Genomic DNA, 17,446 nt, shown 5'->3' on the forward strand with positions numbered 1-17,446 from the left:
CAGGCCGCCTCATCGGTAGCCTGAAGCCGTCACGTCAACTGTCCGGGAAACCGGGTCAAGCTCCAGACGCCGGAGCGCCTCGCGGGTCTCTTCGTCAGTCGAGTACAGAACGGTGCCGGCCATGCCGCGAGTGAGCAGCACCTTGTAGGTGTTTCTGATCAGCAGGTCGAACCGAACGTCCGTGAGGTTCTTCTTGGACTTCAGACTGGGATCGCGGTTCTCATCGCGCTGCACGGTGAACCGTCCATCGCGCCAGACGATGTCCGGTCCGAGAATCACCCCGCTCCAGTCGTACTCGAACCCCTGCGCGGTGTAGACGCATCCGACCTGGCCGAAGCCGCCGGACTCCGTTGCCCAGAGTTGGGACGGGGGCACCTCACCCATGCGCCTGTCCGACTTGGAGTTCCAAGGACGAGCCCAGTCATCGATGGCGACATCCGGCACCAAGGTCCTGTCCGCAGTCGCATCGCTCCAGGGCCAGCAGTACCCCGCAGTCATCCGCGCCGAGTACCCTTTGTCACGCTGCTCCTCGAGCATTCGTTCCAGTTCCCAAGGGGTCTCGGCTAAGCGAACCTCGAAGCCGTCGTCTCCCGTCCACTGCCAAGGATCCCGTTCACCCAAGCCGACGAGGTCGAGCACCCACTCGACGTATCGCTCGCTCCCGCCGCACCGGAATTGGTCGTCGAGCGCGATATGAATGGTCTCCAGCCCCAGAGACGCCGCGTACGCCCGAATCTGACTCAGGGACCCGAGTTCCCCTGGTCGCACCACCTGATGCTCGTCGAGAAGGAACAGTGGCACCCGCGCCGCCGCTATCAATTCGTCGACCTGTGGACGGCCGGTGCGGTCAGCCGCTCGGGTGTACCGATTGGCCGACGTCTCACGAATGCGATGCGCCTCGTCCAGAATCAGAACATCGAGGCCGTTTCGATCAGCGGCGATGAACTGATTGAAGTACTTGAACATGGATCGCACTCGCGGCGACCGTGCGCCCGCAACCTGGCGAAGCGTCGTGGTGAAGGATCTCGACCCCGTCGCGTGCAGCACCGTCCTGCCTCGTCGCGCGAGATCTCCGAGCAGTGCGAGAGCGATTGCGCTCTTTCCACTGCCTGGTCCGCCGGTGACCACCACAACTCGTTTGGTGTCCGCCGAACGCGCCCGTTCCACGTCGTGCAATACGAGATCGACAGCCAGCCGTTGATTCCCCAGAAGGTGGAAGACCTGCCGTTCGCGTACCTCCTCCGCCGCCACTGACAACAATTGCTGCGACGGTGCTGCGGCCGAGTTCAGCAGTGCCTCCGCGGCGTATCCGGATGGCGCCCCCGGCGCCAGGCGAGTGCGCAGGAACTCCAGCATCGCCGTCACATCGGCTCCGGTGAACAACCTGCCTGTTCGTGAGGTGGGGAACTGCGCAAGGTCCGCGACAGAACCGGGGTCGGTTACATTGTGCAGGTATGCGAGGCCCGCCAGAGCATCGTCCTGCCCACGGAGCGTCCGCGCGAAGTCGCCGATGTACTCGCAATAACCGGCCACCTGCGCTACAGGATGCAACATCGGACCACCCAGGTGCGGAACCGTCACCATTGCGGGATCGCCCTCGAACATCCGTGCCGATGACCACTGTTTGAGCTCGACCACGACGTAGGACGGTGCACCTGTTGCAGGGTGCACACCGGCGAGAACGACGTCTGCGCGCCGGGATGAGAGTGGCAGCTTGTACTCGATGAGCATTTCGACATCACCGAGACCTCCGTGACGAAGGTCAGTGGCCAGTTGCGGGAGGCTATTGCTCCACGAGCGTTGCTCGGCGTCGCCCACTCGGATCCCGCGTTCGAACAACATGCGCTCCAGCAGTTTCTCCACGAGCGACTCCGAGGTGTACTCCTCGATCAGTCGATTCGCAGTGACCCGCAGCAATGTCACGCCAGATCCCCCTGGGCAGCACGAATAGTCGTGCGGAGGGGATCTGCCCTGGCGAGAGTTCCGTCGGACCGCTACCTGTGAGACTACCGCGAACCGATCGGCATCACGACGGCTCGCACCCCTATCGCCCAGCCGCTGATCAGCGTGCGATCGAAAAACTTGTCAGTGGCCGGTGCGAGGGTCTCTCCATCAGGTCCTGGGGAGGATGAAATGACCACACGCACAAGAATTCTGAACGGAACTAATAGTCATCGTTCTCCAGTGGCGCGCCGGTAGCGCACCGCAACCTGATCGACGGCACGGTCCGTCATTGCACGAGTGGCACTTCCCGCCACCCGTGGTTCCCGCATCCCAAGAAATGAGGATCCCCCATGTCAGAGCAGTCCTTCCCGCTGCAGCCCGGCCAACCCGGCCAGCCCGGGCACGGTCAGCCCTACTCGGCAGGCCCAGCGCCGTACGGCGCACCTCCCACGCCGCCGGCGAAGAAGAAGCGCAAGTGGCCGTGGATCGTGCTCGCAGTGATCGCCTTCCTGGTTGTGATCTCCGTTGCCACCGGAGGTGGCGACAAGCAGGACGAGACCGCCTCCGGCTCCACATCCGCCCCGGCCGCCGGTGCCGCCTCGAAGCCCGACCCCACGGCGGCCGGACTCAACTCCGCGGTCCGGGACGGGAAGTTCGAGTTCGTGGTCACCGGCTTCGAGGCGGGACTGACGAACGTCGGCGACAACCCGTACCTCGCGAAGAAGGCCCAGGGCCAGTTCGTGATCGTCTCGATGACGGTGAAGAACATCGGCACGAAGCCGCAGAGCTTCTCTCCCGGATCACAGAAGCTCAAGGACAGCCAGGGCCGCACGTTCGAGTCCGACTCGATGGCGCAGATCGCACTCGGCGACTCCGACGTTCCCGTGTGGGACAACATCAACCCCGGAAACACCGTAAACGTCAAGCTGGTCTTCGACATGCCCAAGGACGCCACTCCGGCAACCATCGAACTGCACGATTCGATGTTCTCGGGCGGATCCAAGGTCGCACTCAAGTAGTCCGACGAGTCGCTCCGGCCGCCGGCGGAACCGTCGGCGGCCGGAGCGACAGCCTACGACCGGCCCACTACGGACATCCGCCTGGGCGCACGGGACGTGCTCATGCGCAGATGGACTCCACAGATCTGGGCCCGCTCGGAATCGGTACATTCGATGACACAGGAGGAGGTACCGATGACCGATACCGTGCCCCAGGAGATCGCGGCACGCGTGGCCGCCGCAGCTGATGCGGTGCCGGTCGGGCGCGAGCACGCACAGATCGCCGCCCGCGACGCCTCCGCCTACCTGCAGAACCTGAACGCCGCCACGGTCGACGACGCGTACCGGCGGTACACCGCGAGCAACAATCCCGCCTACCTCGCACAGATCCAACAACCGCGCGCGCCGTGGGGCGTTCCGGCATGGGTATGGATCATCGGATCGATCGCCGTGTTCGCGATCGGCCACGCTGTCGACGCCGGCCTGATCTTCCTGCTGCTCGCCGCAGCCGCGGTCGCGGGTGTCCGTGCCTGGCAACTCAACCAGCACAAGACTCGACTCGCCGAACGCGAGCAGGCTCGCCTGGCCGCGAATCCGTGGCCCTTCCAAGCCGAATGCACTCCCGCCTGGAATCCGGACGCCGAACCCGGCCAGACCCGAGTCGAGACCCGCCTGGTGGGGCTGGCGGTCCTACTGACCGAGGAGATCCGCCGCTCCCCCGCCTGGAACAACCCGATCCTCGACCACCACCGGGTCCGCATCAACCTCGACGCCACCCTGCTCGACATCAGCCACCGGGCCCACCGCGTTTGGCGCATGCGCACCGAAACCCCTCGTCCATCCGGTGATTCGTCGGTCTCGCAGGCGCTCGCCCAACACGTCGACGAGTACGTCCGCGCCGCCCGCATGGCGGAGAACGCGCTGCGCGATCACGTCGCGGCGCTCGCCGAGTACCTGGGCGAGCTGCGCCCCGTCGAACGCCTTCTCAGCGACCTGCAGTCGCTCGACCGCACCAGCACCGGCGCACACCGCGAACTGCTCGATCAGCTCTATCGCGATGCCGTCGTGAACGAGGCCGACGCCATCCGGTTCCAACAGCACGCGGCCGAACTGCGCGACCTGCAGGCCAGCCTGGACGCGCAGTTCCACTTCCTCCGCGAACAAGTGGCCCGCACCAACCTGCTTCGCTGACTCCCCGATTCCGCCGCAACATGGTTACATCGGGCAATGAACAGTGCACAATCCACACCACCCTCCAAACCCGATACCCGCTTCTTCGGGCACCCCTGGCCCCTGATCAACCTGTTCGGTGTCGAGATGTGGGAGCGCTTCTCCTTCTACGGCATGCAGGCGATCCTCGCCTACTACCTGTACTACACCGCCTCCGAAGGCGGTCTCGGCTTCGACAAGACCACATCGCTCGGCATCGTCGGCGCCTACGGCGGCTTCGTCTACCTGTCCACCATCGCCGGCGCGTGGGTCTCCGACCGCCTCCTCGGCGCCGAGCGGACCCTGTTCTACTCCGCCTGCCTGGTGATGGCGGGCCACGTCGCGCTGGCACTCATCCCGGGCGCGGCCGGCGTCGCCATCGGCCTGGTACTGGTCGCGGTCGGTTCGGGTGGCGTCAAGGGCAACGCCACCAAGGTGGTCGGCGACCTCTACGCGGCCGGGGACACACGCCGCGACGCGGGCTTCTCACTGTTCTACATGGGCATCAACCTCGGCGCCTTCATCGGACCACTGCTCACCGGCTACCTGCAGACCACCCAGGGATTCCACTGGGGCTTCGGTCTCGCCGCGGTCGGCATGGGCCTGGGCCTGCTGCAGTACGCACTCACCCGCAAGATGCTCCCCCGGATCAGCCAGGAGGTGCCGAATCCGGCCTCCCGCAGCGAGATCCAGCGTGTCGCCATCGGCGCCGTGGTAGCGATCGCAGTGTTCGTCGGGCTGATCCTGCTGGGCGTGATCAGCGCGGCGAACCTGGTGGACGCGGTGATCGTCACCGTCATCGCACTGTCTGTGGCCTACTTCCTCTTCCTGCTCCGCAGTAGCCGGGTCGACGATGCCGAACGCAACGGTGTGAAGGCCTTCATCCCGCTGTTCTGCTCGCAGGTCGCGTTCTGGGCACTGTTCCAGCAGATGTTCACCTTCGTGGCCGTCTACGCCGACGAGCGGCTCGACCGCGGACTCGGCGGCTGGGAGTTCCCGGCGTCGTGGATCCAGTCCGTGGACCCGGTCTACATCCTGATCTTCGCGCCGATCTTCGCCGCGATGTGGACCAAACTGGGATCGCGGCAGCCGAGCTCACCGATCAAGTTCGCGATCGGCACCATGGGGATCGGCGTCGCCTTCCTCGCCTTCCTGCTGATGCCCGCCGGGAAGAACACCGCCCCCCTGCTGGGACTGCTCGGCATCATGCTGATCTTCGCGCTCGCCGAGCTGTGCATCTCCCCGGTCGGACTGAGCGTGTCCACCAAGCTCGCGCCACGCGCCTTCTCCACTCAGATGGTGGCCCTGAACTTCCTGTCGATCAGCCTCGGCACCGCGCTGGCCGGCCGGCTCGCCACGTTCTACGACCAGGACGACGAGGCGCCGTACTTCCTGGTGCTCGGCGGCACCGCGATCGTCATCGGGCTCATCGTCGTGGGCCTGACGCCGATGATCAAGCGGCTCGCACCGGGGGTCTGCGCGTAGAACCTGCGCGAATCCGGTCACGCCCGCCACCGGCGCGAGTAGCTTCGTCATCGAACGATCGAATCGATGCGAGGAGTCTCGGTGCCGGCGGACGAGTACGACTACATCGTGGTGGGAGCCGGCAGCGCCGGCGCGGTCGTGGCGGCCCGGCTGTCCGAAGACGCGGGCACCTCCGTACTACTGCTGGAAGCGGGCGGCGAGGCCAAGGCGGATGAGATCGACATCCCCTTGGCCTTCGCCGCCCTGTTCAAGACCAGATGGGACTGGAACTACACCACCGCGCCGCAGAAGCACCTCGACGACCGGCCCACCTACTGGCCGCGGATGAAGGCCCTCGGCGGCTGCTCGTCGATGAACGCGATGATCTACATCCGCGGCAATCGTGCTGATTTCGATGCCTGGGAGAACGATTACGGCGCCACCGGATGGTCCTACGAGCAGGTGCTCCCCTACTTCCGCAAAGCCGAACGCAATACCGGTATCACCGACCGGTTCCACGGCACCAGCGGCCCGCTCAACGTCGAGAACCGCGTCTACACGCACCCACTGGTCGATGCCTGGATCGACAGCGCCGTCAGCTCCGGCCTGCGCCGCAACCCGGACTTCAACGGCGCCACCCAGGACGGAGTCGGCCGCTACCAGGTGACCTGCCGCAGCGGACGACGATGGTCCACCGATAAGGCGTACATCGAACCCGCACGCTCGCGTCCCGGCCTCACGATCGCGACCGGCGCGATGGCCCGCCGGATCGAGTTCGACGGTGACCGCGCCCGCGGAGTGACCTTCGCCCAGAGCGGAACCGAACACACCGTCGGCGCGCGCCGCGAGGTGATCATCAGCGGGGGTGCGGTGAACTCTCCGCACCTGCTCATGCTGTCCGGAATCGGCCCGGCCGAGCATCTCGCCGAGTACGGGATCGATGTCCGGGTCGCATTACCGGGCGTGGGTGAGAACCTGCACGATCACCCGGTGGTGCCGGTCGTCTTCGATACGCACGGCGCCCCGGACCTGATGGAGGCGAAGTCGCTTCCGAACCTGTTGCGCTGGAAGTTGCGCGGAACCGGTCCACTGGCGTCGAACGGCGGTGAGGCGGGAGGTTTCTTCCGCTCCCGCGACGATCTCCCGCTGCCGGATCTGCAGTACCACGTCATGGGATCGGGTTTCTACGACAACATGCTGCACGAACCCACCCGGCGGGGATTCATCTGCGGTCCGACGTTGGTCGACGTCAAGAGCCGCGGCCGACTGCGGCTTCGGTCGAAGGACCCGAACTGGCATCCGCAGATCGATCCGAACTACTTCGGCGCCCCCGAGGATCTCGAGGCGCTGCTGGCCGGTGCCCGCGCCACCGTCGACATGTGCCGGCAGGGACCGCTCGCGCAGTACCTCGGTGCGCCCTGGCACCTGCCCGAGTCGCCGTCGGACGACGATCTGCTCGCCCTGATCCGCAGATTCGGTCAGACCCTCTACCACCCGGTGGGGACCTGCGCGATGGGGAGCGGTGAGGACGCCGTTGTGGATTCCGCACTGCGGGTCCGCGGCACGGAGGGGCTGCGCGTGGTGGACGCCTCCGTGATGCCGGTGATCACCCGCGGGAACACCAACGCACCGACCATCATGATCGCCGAGAAGGCGGCCGACGAGATCAGGAACGCAGCATGACCGAGCCCCGGACACAGACCTTCGACTCCCTCGACCCGCGCACCGGCGACGTCGTCGACACGTATCCGATCCACTCGCCCGAACACGTCCGTGCGGTGGTCGCCAGCGCCCGGGAACAGAGCGACTGGTGGCGCGACCTCGGCTTCGACGGTCGCAAGCAGGCCCTCACCACGTGGAAGGGCGTGATCACCCGGCGGATCAACCAGTTGGCGCAGATCGTGCACGACGAGACCGGCAAACCGCACGGGGACGCGCTGCTCGAGGCATCGCTGGGCATCGACCATCTCGCCTACGCGGCAGCGCACGCCAAGAAGGTGTTGGGCCCGCGCCGAGTCGGAGCGGGACTGCTGATGGTCAATCAGGCTGCGACGCTCCGCTATCACCCACTCGGAGTCGTCGGTGTGATCGGCCCCTGGAACTACCCGGTGTTCACGCCGATGGGATCGATCGCCTACGCGCTCGCGGCGGGCAACGCGGTCGTCTTCAAGCCCTCCGAATACACACCGGGGGTGGGTGTGTGGCTGGCCCGCACCTTCGAGGAGGCGGTGGGCCGACCGGTTCTGCAGACCGTGACCGGTCTCGGCGAGACCGGTGCAGCACTGTGCACCTCGGGCGCGGACAAGATCGCCTTCACCGGATCGACGAACACCGGCAAGAAGGTGATGGCCGCCTGCGCACAGACATTGACACCGGTGGTGATCGAGGCCGGCGGTAAGGACGCTTTTCTGGTCGACCACGACGCGGACCTGGACGCCGCCGCCGATGCCGCGGCCTGGGGCGCGTTCGCGAACGCCGGACAGACCTGCGTCGGGGTCGAACGCGTCTACGTGCACAAGGACGTCTACCAGCCGTTCGTCGACAAGCTCACCGCCAAGGCGCGGGAGATCACCGCGAACGACGCCGACGACTCGAAGATCGGGCCGATCACGATGCCCGGGCAGCTCCCGATCATCGCATCGCATATCGAGGACGCGCTGGCCCGCGGTGGCCGCGCACTGGTCGGGGGTTCCGGCGCGGTCGGCGAACGCTGGGTACAGCCGACGGTGCTGGTCGACGTCCCGGAGGATTCACTGGCGGTCACCGAGGAGACGTTCGGGCCGACGGTCACCGTCGCGCGGGTCGAATCCATGGACGAGGCGGTGGACCTGGCGAATGCGACCAGATTCGGTCTGGCCGCAACGGTCTTCTCCAAGGCCCGAGGGATGGAACTGGCGGACCGGATCCGCTCCGGTATGGCCGCGGTGAACGGGATCATCACCTTCGCCGGTGTCCCGAACCTCCCGTTCGGCGGGGTCGGTGAGTCGGGTTTCGGGCGGATCCACGGAGAGGACGGTCTGCGCGAGTTCAGCTACGCCAAGTCGATCGCGCGCAAGCGCTTCGATCCGCCGCTCAACCTCACCAGTTTCGGCCGGACGGCCGCCCAGGAGGGGATGTTCACCCAGCTGATGACCCTGCTGCACGGGCGTGCGGGCACGATCCCGAAGGCGAAGCGGCGACGCTGACGGTCAGCGGTGGTACTCGTCCGCGATCTCGCGGGCCCGTGCCAGCGACTGCACTGCGTACTCGCCGTCCCGGGCCTGGATCGCCCACACCGCGACGAACTCGTCCTGCGGCAGGTCGAGGTGCGCGAACTGGGCCCCCTCGGGGAAGGTGAATCCGCGCACGAGGTCCCAGCTGTAGGTGTTCTCGTTGATCAGGTTCCGCACGGTCACGCCGTCGGGGCCCAGCCGCAGCCGCGGCCGGGTGAACAGCAGTGCTCCGAAGGCCAGGATCATGCCGATCACGACCATGCCGATCTGGTCGGAGAGCCGGAACGCGATCCCGGAGTCACCTCCGGCCTTGAGCAGCCAGGCGACGATCGCATGACCGATCACCGTCACCACGGCGAGCGACCACGCGTACACCTTGATCTTGCGCGGGGTCACTTCGAGGACGGGCTTCGTGGTGGCGTCAGTCATCACCAGCCCATTCTACGGATACCCGGCGCCGGCCCTAGAGGGAGCGCAGCCGACGCAGCGTGAGTGCGGTGTCCAGAGCCGCCGAAGCCGCCTGTTCACCCTTGTCCTCCGCAGACCCCGGAAGTCCGGCGCGGTCCAGTGCCTCCGCCTCGGTATTGGTGGTGAGAACGCCGTTGCCCACCGGTACACCGGCGTCCAGCGACACCCGCAGCAGCCCCGCGGTCAGTGCATCACAGACGTACTCGAAGTGCGGGGTTCCGCCGCGGATCACCACTCCGAGCGCCACCACCGCATCGTGGTTCTTGGTGAGCTGCTGCGCCACCACCGGCAGTTCCACCGCGCCGGCCACGCGCTCGACGGTGACCTGCCGGACTCCGGCGGCTTCGGCGGTGCGTACCGCGCCCGCGAGCAGTGCCTCGCAGACGGTGTCGTGCCACCGCGAGGCGACGATCGCCAGCCGCAGGTCAGCGGCACCGGCCAGGTCGATGTCCGGTACTCCGGAGCCGCTCACGCGGTACCCCCCTGATCGAAGTGGTCGAGATCGCGCAGGTCATGCCCCATGCGGTCACGCTTGGTGCGCAGGTAGTGGATGTTCTCGGCGTTCGCACGCAGCGGCATCGCGACCCGCTCGGTGATCTGCAGGCCGTAGCCGTCCAGGCCGACCCGCTTGGCCGGATTGTTGGTCAGCAGGCGCATCGAGGTGACCCCGAGGTCCACCAGGATCTGCGCACCGAGCCCGTAATCGCGGGCATCGGCGGGCAGTCCGAGTTGCAGGTTCGCATCGACGGTGTCGGCACCCCCGTCCTGCAACTGGTAGGCCTGCAGCTTGTGCATCAGGCCGATGCCGCGCCCCTCGTGGCCGCGCATGTACAGCACCACCCCACGACCCTCCTGGGCCACCATCTCCATGGCGGCGTCCAACTGCGGACCGCAGTCGCAACGCAGCGACCCGAAGACGTCACCGGTGAGGCATTCACTGTGCACGCGCACCAGCACGTCGGCACCGTCGTCGGTGGTGATATCGCCCTTGACCAGTGCAACGTGCTCGACGTCGTCGTGGATGGAGGTGTAGCCGACGGCCTGGAAGTCACCGTAGCGAGTGGGGATCCGCGCCGAGGCGATCTTCACCACGTGCTTCTCGTGCTTGCGGCGCCAGGCGATCATGTCGGCGATGGAGATCATCGCCAACCCGTGATCGTCGGCGAAGACCCGCAGTTCATCGGACTTGGCCATCCCGCCCGGGTCCTTCTCGGAGACGATCTCGCAGATCACTCCGGCCGGGGCGAGTCCCGCCATGGTCGCGAGGTCGACGGCCGCTTCGGTGTGCCCGGGCCGGCGCAGCACGCCACCGTCCTTGGCCCGCAGCGGCACCACGTGCCCGGGGCGGGTGAAGTCGTGGGCCGTGGACTGCGGGTCGGCCAGCCCGCGCATCGTGGTGGCCCGATCGGCGGCTGAGATGCCGGTGCCCACGCCGGCCTTCGCGTCCACGGTCACGGTGTAGGCGGTGCCGTGCTTGTCCTGGTTGGTCGAGTACATCGGGGGCAGGCCGAGGCGGTCACAGGTGGCGCCGTCGAGCGGCACGCACAGGTAGCCCGAGGTGTAGCGGACCATGAAGGCGACCAGCTCAGGGGTGGCCTTCTCGGCGGCGAAGATCAGATCGCCCTCGTTCTCGCGGTCCTCGTCGTCGACCACGACGACGGCTTTACCGGCGGCGATGTCCTCGATCGCACGCTCAACGGTGTCGAACCTGGTCATGACTGATTCTCCTGGTCGGTGCCGGCCGGTGCGGCGAAGCCGGTGAGGCGTTCGACGTACTTCGCGACGATGTCCACTTCGAGGTTGACGACGGTGCCCGGCTCGGCGCCGCCGAGGGTGGTCAGTTCGAGGGTCGTGGGGATCAGGGAGACCTCGAACCAGTGCGCGTCGGCGTCTGCGCCGTCACCGCGACCGAGTGCGGAGACGGTGAGTGAGACACCGTCGATGGTGATCGAACCCTTCTCCACCACGTACCGGGCCAGGTTCGCCGGCAGCGCGAGCCGAACCGCGGTCCAGTGCTCGGAGGGGTGCAGGCTCAGCACCGATCCGGTGCCGTCGACGTGGCCCTGCACGATGTGACCGCCGAGGCGGGAGTTCACGGCGGCGGCACGTTCCAGGTTCACCCGGTCACCGGGGCCGAGTTTGCTCAGGGAGCTGCGACGCAGGGTTTCGGCCATCACGTCGGCGGTGAAGGCACCGTTGCCGACGTCGACGACGGTCAGGCACACTCCGTTGACGGCGATCGAGTCGCCGTGACCCGCGTCCGAGGTCACGAGTCGCCCCTCGATGGTGAATCTCGCCGCATCGGGGAGGTCGTCGCGGGCGGTGATCACGCCCAGCTCTTCGACGATGCCGGTGAACATGCGCCGCTCCTGACACTTCGGTCGCAGGGCGGCACGACGACGCGGGATACGCCCGCGTTGTTCTCTTCCATCCGGACTATGACCGTCGGCTCCGGGATCGCACCGGAATCTGCTGACCCCCGGCCTAGTGGTCCGGGGCGCTCGCGGGCTCGAACACCGGGATCGCCCGGAGTCCATCACCGCCGGTGGGGAATCGCACCCCGCCCTGAGAACTTCCACTTCCGAAGGTAGCACTCGTCGCGCGCGCCCCCAAGTGTTGGGCTCAGCGCGAGCGCAACAGAGTCAGCAGGACGTCGTCGCCGATCCGCTCCACGTCGGCCAGGTGCAGCCGGGTCGCGTCGGTGAGGGTGCCGACCCCGGGGATGGTCAGCGCGGGCAGTCCCGCGCCCAGCAGGACCGGGGCGATGTACGCCTGTACCCGGTCCACGAGATCTGCCGCGAGGAAGGCACCGATCACCTGAGATCCGCCCTCGACCTGTACGTTCACCGCTTCCCCTGCGGCGGCGAGGGCCTCGTTCGGGGAGTGCGAACGAACCACGCTCACCCGTCCGGGACCGCTGAGGACTCGGGCCGATGCGGAAAGCTCCCGCTCCCCCAGAACGATCCGGTGCGGCTGATGCGGGTAGATCGAGCCGTCCGGGCGCCGGGCGGTCAGCGCCGGATCGTCGGCGGCGACGGTGCCGGTTCCCACGATGATCGCGTCGAGCGCGGCGCGTTCGGCATGCGCCCGAGCCCGGGCGGCGGGACCGGTGATCCACTGACTGGTGCCGTCCGGGGCGGCGATCCGCCCGTCGACGGTGGCGGCGAGCTTCACCGTGACCATGGGTCTTCCGTGGCGCTGCCGGAACAGCCATTCGGTGAGCGGCCACGGCTCGAGGTCCAGGAATCGGACGTGCACTCCGGCCGCGTGCAGCGTTCCCGCTCCGCCGGCGGCGATCGGGTTCGGGTCCGCGGCGGCGTACACCACGCGGCTCACTCCTGCTGCGATCAGTGCCTGCGTGCAAGGCCCGGTGCGGCCGGTGTGATCGCACGGTTCCAGGGTGACGACCGCGGTCCCCCCTCGTGCCTGGGCGCCGGCCTGGGCGAGTGCGACGACTTCGGCGTGCGGGCCGCCCGCGCGTGCTGTGGCGCCACGACCGACGACAGTGCCGTCAGCGGCGAGGATCACCGCGCCGACCGGCGGATTCGGCGTGCTGATCCCGCGTGCGGCCGCCGATTCGGCGACCGCGATCTCCAGCGCGGCGTGCACCTCCACGGCGATGCTCAGGGACGCGGTACGGCAGCGGCCTGGGCGCGCAGGCGGCGTACCGCTTCGGCGGGGTCGGCGGCGTTGTAGACCGCCGACCCGGCCACGAAGCAGTCGACCCCCGCCGCCGCGGCAGCCTCGATGGTGTCGGCGTTGATCCCGCCGTCGATCTCGACCAGCAGGCGCAGTTCCCCCGAGTCGACGAGCCGCCGCGCCGCGCGGGCCTTCTCCAACACGTCGGCGATGAACGACTGGCCACCGAATCCGGGTTCGACGCTCATCACCAGCAGCGTGTCGAACTCCTTGAGGATCTCGGCGTAGGGCTCGAACGCGGTGCCGGGCTTGATCGCCAGGCCGGCCTTACCGCCGGCGGCCCGGATGTCCTTGGCCACGGAGACCGGATCGTCGGTGGCCTCGGCGTGGAAGGTCACGTTGTACGCCCCGGCCTCGGCGTACGGGGGCGCCCAGCGGCCGGGGTCGTCGATCATCAGGTGGCAGTCCAGCGGGATCGTGGTGGCTCCGAGCAGGCTCTGCACCACGGGCAGCCCCAGGGTGAGGTTGGGAACGAAGTGGTTGTCCATCACGTCCACGTGCACCCAGTCGGCGCCGTCCGGTCCCCCCACGGCGTCGATCTCCGCACCCAGCCGAGCGAAATCGGCGGACAGGATGGACGGCGCAATCATCGGCGAAGGCATACGCAGCATTGTATGTCCTACCCCACACCACGCCGACGCTCAGGCGGATTGAAGTCAACGAGTCACTTTAGTAACATCAGCATCATTAGTCACGCGAGTAACACTCGTGCCGTCAATCGTCGAGAGGCCGTCATGCGGATCGCACGAACCACCCTGACCACGGTCGTGGCCGTCGCCGCCGCTACCTTCCTGACCGCGGGACCCGCGCTCGCCGAGCCTGCAGCACCTGCTATTCCTGCGGCTCCGGCAGCCGGCGCGCCCCTGGTGTCCACCGCGAATGCGGTGCCGGCCGCAGCGCAGCCCGCACTCGCCGAGCTCGCCAAGAACCCGAACGTGCAGCAGATCATGGCCACCGGCCAATTGCCCACCACTGACGTCGCGACACTGGTGAAGATGTTCGGCAGCGACCCCAACGCCCAGAAGCTGCTCGCCGAACTGCTCGCGGGCCAGGCCGCAGCAGGAGCACCGGCCACCGACGCCAAGCCCGACGAGCCGCTGAAGTTCCCGGTGAGCGGCGCGATCAACGACGCCTTCACCAAGGACGGCGGCCAGAAGAAGTACGGCCAGCCGCTCGGCGTCGAGAAGGACATCGCCGGTGGCGCAAAGGCTCAGGAGTTCACCAACGGAACCATCTACTGGAATCCGAAGGTCAACGGCGGTAAGGCAGCCGGCGTGACCGGGGCGATCCGGGAGCTGTACCTCAAGGAGGGCGGTCCCACCGGAAAGCTCGGCTACCCGCTGATGAGCGAGCTCGGCGTCGGTGGCGGCACCCCCGGCTCGGTGGCCGGTGCCTACAACGACTTCCAGAACGGATCGATCGTCTGGTCTCCGGAGGCGGGCGCCCACCTGGTGACCGGCAAGATCAAGGACCAGTGGGTCAAGGGCGGCGGCGCCTTCGGCATGGGTTACCCGAAGGGCGATGCCAAGCCCGGCCCCGGCGGCGTGCTGACCCAGGAATTCACCAAGGGCGGCGTCCTCAAGGGCTGACGCCCCCACTCACCGCTTGCGCAGCGCCTGGAAGAACATGGCATCGGTGCCGTGCAGGTGCGGCCACAACTGCACGTGCGGCCCGTCGCCGAGCGGTAGATCGGTGGCAGGCATCAGATCACGGGTGTCGAGCCGTTCGAGCCCGGCGGCCGCCAGCAGTTCCCCATCACCGACGATGCCGATCGTCTCCGCCACATGCGGCGAACACGTCGCGTACATCACGACGCCACCCGATCGAGTGAGACCCGCTGCCGCCACGAGGAGTTCACGCTGCAGTGCGGTCAGGCCGTCGACGTCCGAGGGCTGCTTGCGCCACCGCGCCTCGGGCCGCCGGCGGAGCGCCCCGATACCCGAACACGGAGCGTCCACCAGCACCCGGTCGTAACCGGGCGCGAGACCGCTCTCACGGCCGTCGGCGACGTGCACGTCCACCGGAAGCCCCTTGGTCGCCTTGCGCACCAACTCGGCGCGGTGTTCCGCAGGTTCCACCGCATCGACCCGGGCACCGTCGATCTCGGCCAGCGAGCCCATCAATGCCGCCTTACCGCCCGGCCCGGCGCACAGGTCCAGCCAGCGGCCACCGTCGGCGCCCTCGACCGGCGCCACCGCGAGTGCCCGCGCCACGAGCTGACTGCCCTCGTCCTGAACGCCCGCCAGTCCGTCGCGAACCGGTTCCAGCGCACCGGGATCGCCGCCCGGTAGGTACACCGCGTAGGGCGAGATCCTCCCGGTCTCGCCGCCCACGATCAGCGCCAACTCGTCCGCGGAGATCTCCCCCGGTCGCGCCACCAGGTGCACGGGTGGGCGGGAATCGTCTTCGGCGAGCAATGCCTGCACCTGACCGATCGACCTGACACCGTTCGCCCGCAACGACTCCCAGAACGCTTCCGCGATCCACCGCGGATGCGCGTACTGCATCGCCAAGTGCCCCAGCAGATCATCGGAGGCCGCGGGGGCCACCCGGGAAACCCAGGTGTCCTCATCGTCCTTGGAGACCTTGCGCAACACCGCATTCGCGAACCCGGCGGCGCCCCGGCCCGAGCTCTCCTTCACTGCATCCACCGTCTCGGAGACCGCGGCGTGCGCGCCGACCCGAGTGCGCAGCAGCTGGTACACCCCCAGCCGCAGGGCGTCGAGCACCGGCCCGTCGATGTCGGAGACCGAACGACCGGAAGCGTTCTCGATCACTGCGTCGAGTAGCCCCTGGGCACGGCAGGTGCCGTAGGTCAGCTCGGTCGCGAATGCGGCGTCACGTCCCTTGAGCTTGCGCTCCCGCAGCAATCCGGGCAGCACCAGATTCGCGTAGGCGCCGCGCTGACGGACGGCTTCGAGGGTCTGCAGCGCTGCGCTGCGAGCGGGGTCGGTCACTGGTCAACTCCGATGATCGTGCCGGACTCGATGCGGGTGCCGCGCGCCCAATCGGCGGCGGGCATGGGCTTCTTGCCGGGCGGCTGCACGGTGCCCAGTCGCACCGCCGCGGTGGCGGTACCGATGTGCACCTCCCGCTTACCGACGCGCAGTTCCCCCGGCGCCAGCGGGCCACCCTCGGCGGCCTCCGGATCGATGACGACGGGCCCCAGTTTCAGGCGCGCCGGACCGAAGGGCACCCATGCACCGGGCGCATCGGTCATCGCACGGATGTGCCGGTCCACCGCCGCGGCGGGGCGGTCGAAACGCACCCGAGCAGCGTCGACGGTGACCTTCTGCGCATGCGAGACACCGTCTTCCGACTGCGGCTGGGCCTCCAGGGCGCCCGCCTCGAGACCGTCGATCGTCCGCACGAGCAACTGCGCGCCGTGCTCGGCGAGCCGGCCGAGCAGGGCGGTGGAGGTGTCGTCGGAACGGATCCTCTCGGTGAGTACACCGAACACCGGTCCTGTGTCGAGGCCCGCCTCGATCCGGAAGGTCGACGCCCCGGTCAGCTCATCACCGGCTTCCAGGGCGGCCTGCACCGGTGCCGCGCCGCGCCACGCGGGCAGTAACGAGAAGTGCAGGTTGACCCAGCCGTGCGGGGCCACGTCCAGGAACTCCGGCGGGATCATCGCGCCGTAGGCGACCACTGGACAGCAGTCGGGGGCCAGTTCGGCGATCTGCGCCTGGACCTGCGGGTCTCGTAAGGATGCGGGGGTGAGAACGTCGATGCCGGCCTCGTCGGCGACCCGGCCCACCGGCGAGCGGCGTACGCCACGGCCGCGACCGGAGCGCGCATCCGGTCGAGTGAGCACGCCCACCACCTCGTGCTCGGAGTCGAGCAGGGCCCGCAAGGCCGGGACGGCGGGCTCCGGGGTACCCGCGAACAACAGCCGCATCAGCTGCGACCGCCGTTGACGAGTGTCGCCGCCGGATCGGTGAACCAGGGTGAGCTGCGAATGATCTTCATCACGGCCTTGCGCTCATCGGGATCGAGCCTGCTCAGGTAGAGCACACCGTCGAGATGGTCGGTCTCGTGCTGGATGCAACGGGCCAGGATCTCGGTGGCCTCGACGGTGACCGGCGCACCCGTGACGTCCACGCCCTGTGCCACCACCTGCATGTGGCGGGTGCACATGCCGCGGACCTCGGGGATCGACAGGCACCCCTCGGCGGCGGTCTGCAACTCCTCGCCCACCGCACGCCAGACCGGGTTGACGATGTGCCCCTCCCGACCGCCACAGCCGTAGACGAACACCCGCTTGGAGACCCCGACCTGCGGCGCGGCCAGACCGGCACCGTCGTGGTGGTGCATCGTCTCGATCATGTCGTCGACCAGCCTGGCGAGATCGGCGTCGAAGACCGTCACCTCGTCCGCGGGGGTGCGCAGCACGGGATCGGGGTAGATGCGGATGGGAAGAACACTCATACCGCCATTATCCAGGCCCGATCA

The 17,446-nt window shown here is 68.0% G+C and carries 16 protein-coding genes and 1 riboswitch; of the genes, 6 read left to right on the top strand and 10 right to left on the bottom strand.

Translation table 11 applies throughout. From position 1 onward, the window contains the following. Positions 1–9: 9 nt before the first annotated feature. Positions 10–1,923, bottom strand: a complete 1,914-nt coding sequence (locus tag ACYVHG_RS02430) for a DNA/RNA helicase domain-containing protein (protein ID WP_461165856.1) — start codon at positions 1,921–1,923, stop codon at positions 10–12. A gap of 371 nt (positions 1,924–2,294) precedes the next feature. Here ACYVHG_RS02430 and ACYVHG_RS02435 point away from each other — a divergent pair, with 371 nt between their 5' ends. The 5 genes from ACYVHG_RS02435 to ACYVHG_RS02455 all read left to right on the top strand — a co-directional run bounded on the left by ACYVHG_RS02435 (position 2,295) and on the right by ACYVHG_RS02455 (position 8,800). Next, positions 2,295–2,963: a DUF4352 domain-containing protein gene (locus ACYVHG_RS02435; protein WP_461165857.1), complete on the top strand. Its 669-nt coding sequence runs from the start codon at positions 2,295–2,297 to the stop codon at positions 2,961–2,963. 174 nt (positions 2,964–3,137) lie between these two features. Continuing rightward, positions 3,138–4,133 (top strand): hypothetical protein, encoded by a 996-nt coding sequence (locus ACYVHG_RS02440; protein ID WP_461165858.1) that lies wholly within the window; start codon positions 3,138–3,140, stop codon positions 4,131–4,133. A 36-nt stretch (positions 4,134–4,169) separates the two neighbouring features. Continuing rightward, positions 4,170–5,636 carry a peptide MFS transporter gene (locus ACYVHG_RS02445; RefSeq protein WP_461165859.1) on the top strand — a complete coding sequence of 489 codons (1,467 nt, stop codon included), beginning with the start codon at positions 4,170–4,172 and terminating at the stop codon, positions 5,634–5,636. A 66-nt stretch (positions 5,637–5,702) separates the two neighbouring features. Then, positions 5,703–7,298: a GMC family oxidoreductase gene (locus tag ACYVHG_RS02450; protein WP_461165860.1), complete on the top strand. Its 1,596-nt coding sequence runs from the start codon at positions 5,703–5,705 to the stop codon at positions 7,296–7,298. After that, positions 7,295–8,800: an aldehyde dehydrogenase family protein gene (locus ACYVHG_RS02455; protein WP_461165861.1), complete on the top strand. Its 1,506-nt coding sequence runs from the start codon at positions 7,295–7,297 to the stop codon at positions 8,798–8,800. Before ACYVHG_RS02450 ends, ACYVHG_RS02455 begins: the two co-directional genes overlap by 4 nt. 3 nt (positions 8,801–8,803) lie before the next feature. Here ACYVHG_RS02455 and ACYVHG_RS02460 read toward each other — a convergent pair whose 3' ends face one another. From ACYVHG_RS02460 to rpe, 6 genes are all read right to left on the bottom strand, one after another. Then, the gene (locus tag ACYVHG_RS02460) at positions 8,804–9,256 is read right to left on the bottom strand and encodes a PH domain-containing protein (RefSeq protein ID WP_461166891.1); all 453 of its coding nucleotides are present in this window, start codon (positions 9,254–9,256) and stop codon (positions 8,804–8,806) included. Between the two features lie 34 nt (positions 9,257–9,290). Further along, positions 9,291–9,767, bottom strand: coding sequence for a 6,7-dimethyl-8-ribityllumazine synthase (ribH, locus tag ACYVHG_RS02465; RefSeq protein WP_461165862.1), 477 nt, complete (start codon positions 9,765–9,767; stop codon positions 9,291–9,293). Continuing rightward, entirely contained in the window at positions 9,764–11,011 is a 1,248-nt protein-coding gene (locus tag ACYVHG_RS02470; RefSeq protein ID WP_461165863.1) for a bifunctional 3,4-dihydroxy-2-butanone-4-phosphate synthase/GTP cyclohydrolase II, read from the bottom strand. Before ACYVHG_RS02470 ends, ribH begins: the two co-directional genes overlap by 4 nt. Continuing rightward, positions 11,008–11,655 carry a riboflavin synthase gene (locus ACYVHG_RS02475; protein WP_461165864.1) on the bottom strand — a complete coding sequence of 216 codons (648 nt, stop codon included), beginning with the start codon at positions 11,653–11,655 and terminating at the stop codon, positions 11,008–11,010. Before ACYVHG_RS02475 ends, ACYVHG_RS02470 begins: the two co-directional genes overlap by 4 nt. 55 nt (positions 11,656–11,710) lie before the next feature. Next, positions 11,711–11,872: riboswitch (FMN riboswitch) on the bottom strand. A gap of 45 nt (positions 11,873–11,917) precedes the next feature. Continuing rightward, on the bottom strand, positions 11,918–12,910 hold the full coding sequence (ribD, locus tag ACYVHG_RS02480) for a bifunctional diaminohydroxyphosphoribosylaminopyrimidine deaminase/5-amino-6-(5-phosphoribosylamino)uracil reductase RibD (protein ID WP_461165865.1): 993 nt from the start codon (positions 12,908–12,910) through the stop codon (positions 11,918–11,920). 8 nt (positions 12,911–12,918) lie between these two features. Beyond that, positions 12,919–13,596 (bottom strand): ribulose-phosphate 3-epimerase, encoded by a 678-nt coding sequence (rpe, locus tag ACYVHG_RS02485; protein ID WP_461165866.1) that lies wholly within the window; start codon positions 13,594–13,596, stop codon positions 12,919–12,921. A gap of 132 nt (positions 13,597–13,728) precedes the next feature. Between rpe and ACYVHG_RS02490 the strand changes: the two genes are divergently transcribed. Continuing rightward, a complete protein-coding gene (locus ACYVHG_RS02490) occupies positions 13,729–14,583 on the top strand; it encodes an LGFP repeat-containing protein (RefSeq protein ID WP_461165867.1) in 855 nt (284 codons plus the stop codon). A 9-nt stretch (positions 14,584–14,592) separates the two neighbouring features. Here the strand turns inward: ACYVHG_RS02490 and ACYVHG_RS02495 are convergent, their stop codons facing one another. The 3 genes from ACYVHG_RS02495 to def are packed head-to-tail and all read right to left on the bottom strand — an operon-like array spanning position 14,593 to position 17,422. After that, positions 14,593–15,951 carry an RsmB/NOP family class I SAM-dependent RNA methyltransferase gene (locus tag ACYVHG_RS02495; RefSeq protein WP_461165868.1) on the bottom strand — a complete coding sequence of 453 codons (1,359 nt, stop codon included), beginning with the start codon at positions 15,949–15,951 and terminating at the stop codon, positions 14,593–14,595. Beyond that, the gene (locus tag ACYVHG_RS02500; RefSeq protein WP_461165869.1) at positions 15,948–16,892 is read right to left on the bottom strand and encodes a methionyl-tRNA formyltransferase; all 945 of its coding nucleotides are present in this window, start codon (positions 16,890–16,892) and stop codon (positions 15,948–15,950) included. The genes ACYVHG_RS02495 and ACYVHG_RS02500 overlap by 4 nt, the downstream gene beginning before the upstream one ends. Beyond that, positions 16,892–17,422 (bottom strand): peptide deformylase, encoded by a 531-nt coding sequence (gene def, locus ACYVHG_RS02505; RefSeq protein ID WP_461165870.1) that lies wholly within the window; start codon positions 17,420–17,422, stop codon positions 16,892–16,894. Before def ends, ACYVHG_RS02500 begins: the two co-directional genes overlap by 1 nt. Positions 17,423–17,446: the final 24 nt, after the last annotated feature.

Source organism: Tsukamurella serpentis (genome assembly GCF_054780975.1).